General features: G+C 73.5%; 7 protein-coding genes. 5 read left to right on the top strand and 2 right to left on the bottom strand.

All coding sequences use genetic code 11. The annotated features are described in order from the left end of the window. The 4 genes from SACPADRAFT_RS0216605 to SACPADRAFT_RS0216590 form a co-directional block, all read left to right on the top strand. A partial coding sequence (locus tag SACPADRAFT_RS0216605; protein WP_007024278.1) for an FtsB family cell division protein occupies positions 1-424 on the top strand: 424 nt, incomplete at its 5' end. Next, positions 417-956 (top strand): DUF501 domain-containing protein, encoded by a 540-nt coding sequence (locus SACPADRAFT_RS28285; RefSeq protein ID WP_007024279.1) that lies wholly within the window; start codon positions 417-419, stop codon positions 954-956. The genes SACPADRAFT_RS0216605 and SACPADRAFT_RS28285, both read left to right, overlap by 8 nt. 161 nt (positions 957-1,117) lie before the next feature. Further along, positions 1,118-3,088 (top strand): lytic murein transglycosylase, encoded by a 1,971-nt coding sequence (locus SACPADRAFT_RS0216595; RefSeq protein WP_157577195.1) that lies wholly within the window; start codon positions 1,118-1,120, stop codon positions 3,086-3,088. Positions 3,089-3,097: 9 nt separating this feature from the next. After that, on the top strand, positions 3,098-4,051 hold the full coding sequence (locus tag SACPADRAFT_RS0216590) for a Ppx/GppA phosphatase family protein (protein ID WP_007024281.1): 954 nt from the start codon (positions 3,098-3,100) through the stop codon (positions 4,049-4,051). Between the two features lie 111 nt (positions 4,052-4,162). Here SACPADRAFT_RS0216590 and arsB read toward each other — a convergent pair whose 3' ends face one another. Both arsB and SACPADRAFT_RS0216580 read right to left on the bottom strand, forming a co-directional pair. Beyond that, a complete protein-coding gene (arsB, locus tag SACPADRAFT_RS0216585) occupies positions 4,163-5,272 on the bottom strand; it encodes an ACR3 family arsenite efflux transporter (RefSeq protein ID WP_007024282.1) in 1,110 nt (369 codons plus the stop codon). Next, on the bottom strand, positions 5,272-5,670 hold the full coding sequence (locus SACPADRAFT_RS0216580) for an ArsR/SmtB family transcription factor (protein ID WP_233357155.1): 399 nt from the start codon (positions 5,668-5,670) through the stop codon (positions 5,272-5,274). The genes arsB and SACPADRAFT_RS0216580 overlap by 1 nt, the downstream gene beginning before the upstream one ends. A gap of 56 nt (positions 5,671-5,726) precedes the next feature. On the opposite strand from SACPADRAFT_RS0216580, the gene SACPADRAFT_RS28280 reads away from it, so the two are divergent. Then, the coding region (locus tag SACPADRAFT_RS28280; protein WP_407690023.1) for an arsenate-mycothiol transferase ArsC at positions 5,727-5,991 on the top strand (265 nt) is incomplete at its 3' end.

The raw sequence follows: 5,991 nt of genomic DNA, 5'->3' as shown, positions 1-5,991 counted from the left end.
CCGGCTGCGCCGGGGCCTGGGCGCCACCCGCGTGGCCGACGCGGCCAAGGCACTGGGCCTGTCGACGACCCGCCGCGCGGCGCTCGTGGCGACCGTCGTCTGTGCGCTGGCGTTCACCCTCGCCGTCCCGTTGCGCACCTATCTCTCCCAGCAGGCCGACGTGGCCGAGCAGGAGCGGCTCCAGCGCGAACTCCAACGCGAGGTCCACGAGCTGGAACAGCGGCGGGAGGAACTGGACGACCCGGCGCAGGTCGAGGCCGAGGCACGGCGCAGACTGGGGTACGTGATGCCCGGCGAGACGCCGTACGTGGTGCAGCTGCCCGAGCGGAGCACCGACGCCGGGCGGGACCCCGGCACGGTTCCCGACGGCGCGTCGGGGGCGTGGTACGAACAGTTGTGGGGCAGCGTGACGCGGGATGAGTGACGGTGACGTCGATCCGACCGGGCCCGGTGTCGAGCCGGTCGACGAGCCGGTCGGCGAGGAGGACGCGGCAGAGGTCGCCCGGCAGCTCGGCCGCCCGCCCCGGGGGTTGCGTGCCGTCGTCGCGCGCTGCCCGGGCGGGCACCCCGCCGTGGTGCGGACCAGCCCCCGCCTGGAGGACGGGACCCCGTTCCCGACGCTGTACTACCTGACGTGCCCCACGCTGAACTCGATGGTGGGCAGGCTCGAGGCGGCGGGGACCATGCGGGAGATGACCGCGCGGCTCGCCGACGACCCGGAGTTCGCCGAACGCTACCGGCGGGCGCACGAGTCGTACCTGGCCGAGCGGGACGCGATCGAACCGCTCGGGCACACCGTGACCGCCGGGGGCATGCCGACCAGGGTGAAGTGCCTGCACGTGCACCTCGCCCACACGCTCGCCCGGGGGCCGGGGGTCAACCCGGTCGGTGACGAGACGCTGCGTCTCGTCCGGGCGGACGGATGGCCGTCGGGGGAGTGTGCTCACCGGGATTAGTCCGTCCGGAGCAAAACTTGTTTGATCCCTTCCGAAGGGTGTGAAACGCCGGGTGGGTTGCGGCAGGGTGAGCCCCCAGGCGATTCCGGCGGGAGGGGTCGAGCGTGCGTGCTGGCGGGAGGTCGGGTGCGGTCCGGCGATTCGGGCTGCGGCACCGGACGATGGTCGCCGTACTGGGCGGGTCGCTGGCGATCGTGCCGGTCGCGGTGGTCAGCGGAGCGGCCGCGCGGTGGCTCGACCCGCCCGCCCGGGAGTTCACGGTCGCCATGCCGCTGGTCGGCGGATATCCGCCCGGTCTGTCCCGGTCGTCGGTCGACGGGAGCCTGCCGGAGCCACCGGAACCGGCCGAGCTGCGGCTGCGGGACGAGCCCACCTCCGGATCCCTCGGCATCCCGCGGTCCGTCCTGGCCGCGTACCGCGCGGCGGCGCAGCGGGTGAACGCGGAACAGCCCGGCTGCAACCTGGACTGGGCGCTGCTCGCCGGGATCGGGCGGATCGAGTCCGGGCACGCCCGCGGCGGATACGTCGACGCCGCGGGCACCACCCGCGAGCCGATCCTGGGCCCGGTCCTCGACGGGCGTGGCCCGGTGGCCACGATCCCGGACACCGACGGCGGCCGGCACGACGGTGATCCGGACTGGGACCGCGCCGTCGGGCCGATGCAGTTCATCCCGTCGACCTGGGCACGGTGGGGCGCGGACGGCGACGACGACGGTGTCGCGGACCCGAACAACATCCACGACGCGACCGTCGCCGCGGGGCGGTACCTGTGCGCGGGAGGTTTCGACCTCTCGGACGACGAACAGGTACGCCGGGCGCTCTACCGGTACAACAACTCGTCGTCGTACGTGGCGAACGTGCTGCGGTGGGCCGAGGCCTACCGCACCGGGGTCCTGGGCGTGCCGGACAGCGAGGTGCCGCAGGCGGTGCCCGACCCGCTGCGTGTCGACACCTACCCCGACGAGCCCGCCGCCGGCGCCCAGCTGCCGTCGTCCTCGCCGTCGACGACGACCCCGGACGGCACGGACCCGGACGGCCCGGACGAGCCCGGGGAGTCGGGGGAGCCAGGGGATCCGGAGACGACGCCCCCCGGGTCCACCCCGCCCGGGGGAGGCGATCCGGACCCCGAGGAGCCGGGAGACCCGGAGGAGCCGACCGATCCCGAGGAGCCGGGGGATCCGGAGGAGCCGACCGATCCCGAGGAGCCGGGGGATCCGGAGGAGCCGACCGATCCCGAGGAGCCGGGGGATCCGGAGGAACCGACCGATCCTGAGGAACCGGGGGACCCCGGAGACCCGGGAGAACCGGAGGAACCCGAGGAGCCGGAGGAACCCGAGGAGCCGGAGGACCCGGAGGACCCGGAGGACCCGGAGGACTCGGCGGACCCGAGTCGGGACCCGAGCGAGCCGGAGGACCCCGGGGACACGGATGACCCGGGTGCGGAGCCCGGCGAACCGGGTGAGTCCGACGACCCGCAGGACGGGACGCACACCGGGCCCACGGACCGGCCCACGGACACGGGCGAGGCGCCGGAGTCCGACGATCCGGACACGACCGAGACCCCGGAGAACCCCGGAACGACCGGCACCGGGAGCCCGGAGACCCCGAATCCGGAGGACGCCACCCCGGAGAGCTCGGACTCGGACAGCACGGATCCGGAGAGCACGGATCCGGACAGCACCACCCCGGAGAACTCGGACTCGGACACCCCGGATGCGGACAGCGCCGGGTCTCCGGAGATGACCGGGGCTTCGGGGAGTACGGACGACGGGGACAGCCAGCAGTCGTCCGCCGACACCACGTCCGGGAACGTCACCGGGAGTGCGGTCGACTCCTGCGACACCGAGGACCGGCCCGAGGGGGAGCCCCCGGCCGCGTCGACCACCCCGGAGCCCGAACCGACGACGGAGCCGAAAGGCTCGTCGTTAGCACCCTCCTCCGGCACCCGACCGGGGCACCACGGGCAGACGGGGCCCTGTGCCGCCCACGGTGCCGGCAGTGCGGACACCGTGGGCGGCATGAGCGCCGCGGCGGGCGCGTCCGGTGCGACGGCGGGCCCCGGTGGTTCCGCCACACCGGCACCGTGCGAGTGCGTGCGGACCACGGAGGAGCCGACGAGCCCGACCGGCTAGGGTGGCGGCATGCCACGGGTAGCCGCCATCGACTGTGGGACGAACTCGATCCGACTGCTGGTCGCCGAGCTGACGCACCGCCACGACGGCAGTGTCGACCTGCGGGACCTGCACCGGGAGATGCGGATCGTGCGGCTCGGCCAGGGGGTCGACGCGACCGGCAGGCTGGCTCCGGAGGCACTGGAGCGCACCAGGGAGGCGCTGACCGCCTATGCCGTCGCCGCCCGGCGTAAGGGCGTCGAACGGCTGCGTATGGTCGCCACCTCGGCGACCCGGGACGCGAGCAACCGGGACGAGTTCTTCTCGATGACCCGCGACATCCTCGGTGTGGAGGCCGAGGTGATCTCCGGTGACGAGGAGGCGCGGCTCTCGTTCGCGGGCGCGGTCGGCGAGCAGGACCCCGACGACGGGCCGTTCCTGGTCGTCGACGTCGGCGGTGGGTCGACGGAGCTGGTGCTGGGCACGTGGGACGGCAGGCAGGCCGACGTGCGCGCGGCCCGATCGGTCGACATCGGCTGCGTCCGGATCACCGAGCGGACCCTGCGCAGCGACCCGCCGACGGCCGGGGAGGTCGCCGACGGGGAGCGGCTGATCGCGGACACCCTGGAACCCGCCTTCGCCGACGTCGACGTGTCGACGGCGCGCACCTGGATCGGGGTGGCGGGCACGATGACGACGCTGTCGGCCGTGTCGCAGGGACTGCCCGAGTACGACTCCGAACGCACCCACCTGTCCCGGCTCACCCGCGCCGAGCTGGACGACACCGCGCACCGCCTGCTCAGCGCCGACCACGACGAGCGCGCGGCCAACCCGGTGATCCACCCGGGCCGCGTGGACGTGATCGGCGGCGGCTCGCTGATCGTGCGCGTCCTCGCCGACCGGATCGCCGACCTGGGCGGCCCGTCCGACCTGGTGGTCAGCGAACACGACATCCTCGACGGCATCGCCCTCTCCCTGGCCTGACCCCACCCGTCCCCGCGAGTCGCCACCCCACGCCCGCGAGTCGCCACCCCACGCCCGCGAGTCGCCACCCCACGCCCGCGAGTCGCCACCTCATGCCCGCGAGTCGCCACCTCATGCCCGCGAGTCGACGTCCGGGGTCTCCGGTCCCCGGACACGCGCGTGCCAACGACTGCGGAGCCGGAGGCTGACGTAGACGAGCGCGACGAGCACCGGAACCTCGATGAGCGGGCCGACGACCCCGGCGAGCGCCTGCCCCGAGGTCACCCCGAACACGCCGATGGCCACGGCGATCGCGAGTTCGAAGTTGTTCCCCGCGGCGGTGAAGGCCAGCGTCGTGGTGCGGGCGTAGTTCAGTCCGGCGGCCCGGCCGACGGCGTACGACCCCGCCCACATCAGCGCGAAGTACGCCAGCAGCGGCAGCGCGATCCGGGCGACGTCGCCGGGCCGCTCGCTGATCGTTTCCCCCTGCAGGGCGAACAGGACGACGATCGTGAACAGCAGTCCGTACAGCGTCACCGGGCCGATCCTCGGCAGGAAGCGGTTCTCGTACCACTCGCGGCCCTTCGTACGCTCGCCCGCACGGCGGGAGACGTACCCGGCCGCGAGGGGGATGCCGAGGAAGATCACGACGTTGAGCGCGATCGTCCAGGGGGAGGCGTCGATCGAGGTGGTGTCCAGGCCCAGCCACCCGGGCAGTACGTCGAGGTAGAACCACCCGAGGACGCCGAACATCAGCACCTGGAACAGGGAGTTCAGTGCCACGAGCACGGCGGCGGCCTCGCGGTCACCGCACGCCAGGTCGTTCCAGATGATCACCATGGCGATGCAACGGGCCAACCCGACGATGATCAGGCCGGTGCGGTACTCGGGCAGGTCGGGAAGCATCAGCCACGCCAGCGCGAACATCAGGGCGGGCCCGGCCACCCAGTTGAGCAGCAGTGAGAGCACGAGCATGCGCCGGTCGCGGGTCACCGAGTCGAGCCGGTCGTAGCGCACCTTCGCCAGCACCGGGTACATCATCAGCAGCAGTCCCAGCGCGATCGGCAGGGAGACCTGGCCGATCGTGACGGCGTCCAGCACGTCCCGCAGGCCCGGCAGCACGGCACCGAGCAGCAGCCCGGCGCCCATCGCCGCGAGAATCCACACCGGGAGGAACCGGTCGAGCGACGACAGCTTCCGCAGGACGTCGGTGTCGTCGGACTCGTCCACGGGCCGGGTCATCAGCACGGCCTCCTGTTCCCGGTGAGTGCGGATCCGGCGGCCTCGGCGCGCTCGGCGAGGCCGGTCAGCGTCGCCGCGATCGCCCGGAGCGCCTCCGGCCGCAGCCGGTAGTAGGTGTAGCGGCCGTGCGGTTCCGCGACCACCAGGCCCGCCCCGCGCAGCAGCCGCAGATGGTTGGAGATGTTGGTCTGGCTCGCCCCGGTCTCGTCGACCAGGTGGCAGGTGCACAGCGTCTCCCGCGCGAGCAGGCCGACGAGAGTGGCCCGCAGCGGGTCCGCGAGCAGGCGCAGCGCGTCCGTCGGCAGCGCGTCGGTGGGCACGACCGTGTCGGCCGGGGGCGGCGTGGGGTCGAGGGCGGGCATGGTGCGCGACCATACATCACTCGATAATGATGTCATCGGGTACGGTGAGCCGACCAACCGTTCGTGTCCCGCTCGATCATCCGGGAGAGTCCATGGCCCACCGGCCGGAGGTCCTGTTCGTCTGCGTCCACAACGCGGGCCGCTCACAGATGGCGGCCGCGCTGCTGGCCCACCACGCGCTCGGCCGCGTCGCGGTCCGCTCGGCCGGGTCCGAGCCGGGGGAGCGGGTCAATCCCGCGGCCGCGGCCGCGCTCGCCGAATGGGGTCTGGACATCACCGCCGCGGTGCCGACCCGTCTGGCCACCGACGACGTCGAGGCCGCCGACGTGGTCGTCACGATGGGCTGCGGCGACACCT

This window comes from Saccharomonospora iraqiensis subsp. paurometabolica YIM 90007 (genome assembly GCF_000231035.2).
Lineage (GTDB): Bacteria > Actinomycetota > Actinomycetes > Mycobacteriales > Pseudonocardiaceae > Saccharomonospora > Saccharomonospora paurometabolica.
Note: the sequence above shows the minus strand (reverse complement) of the source record. Positions and strands in the feature narration are given on the sequence as shown.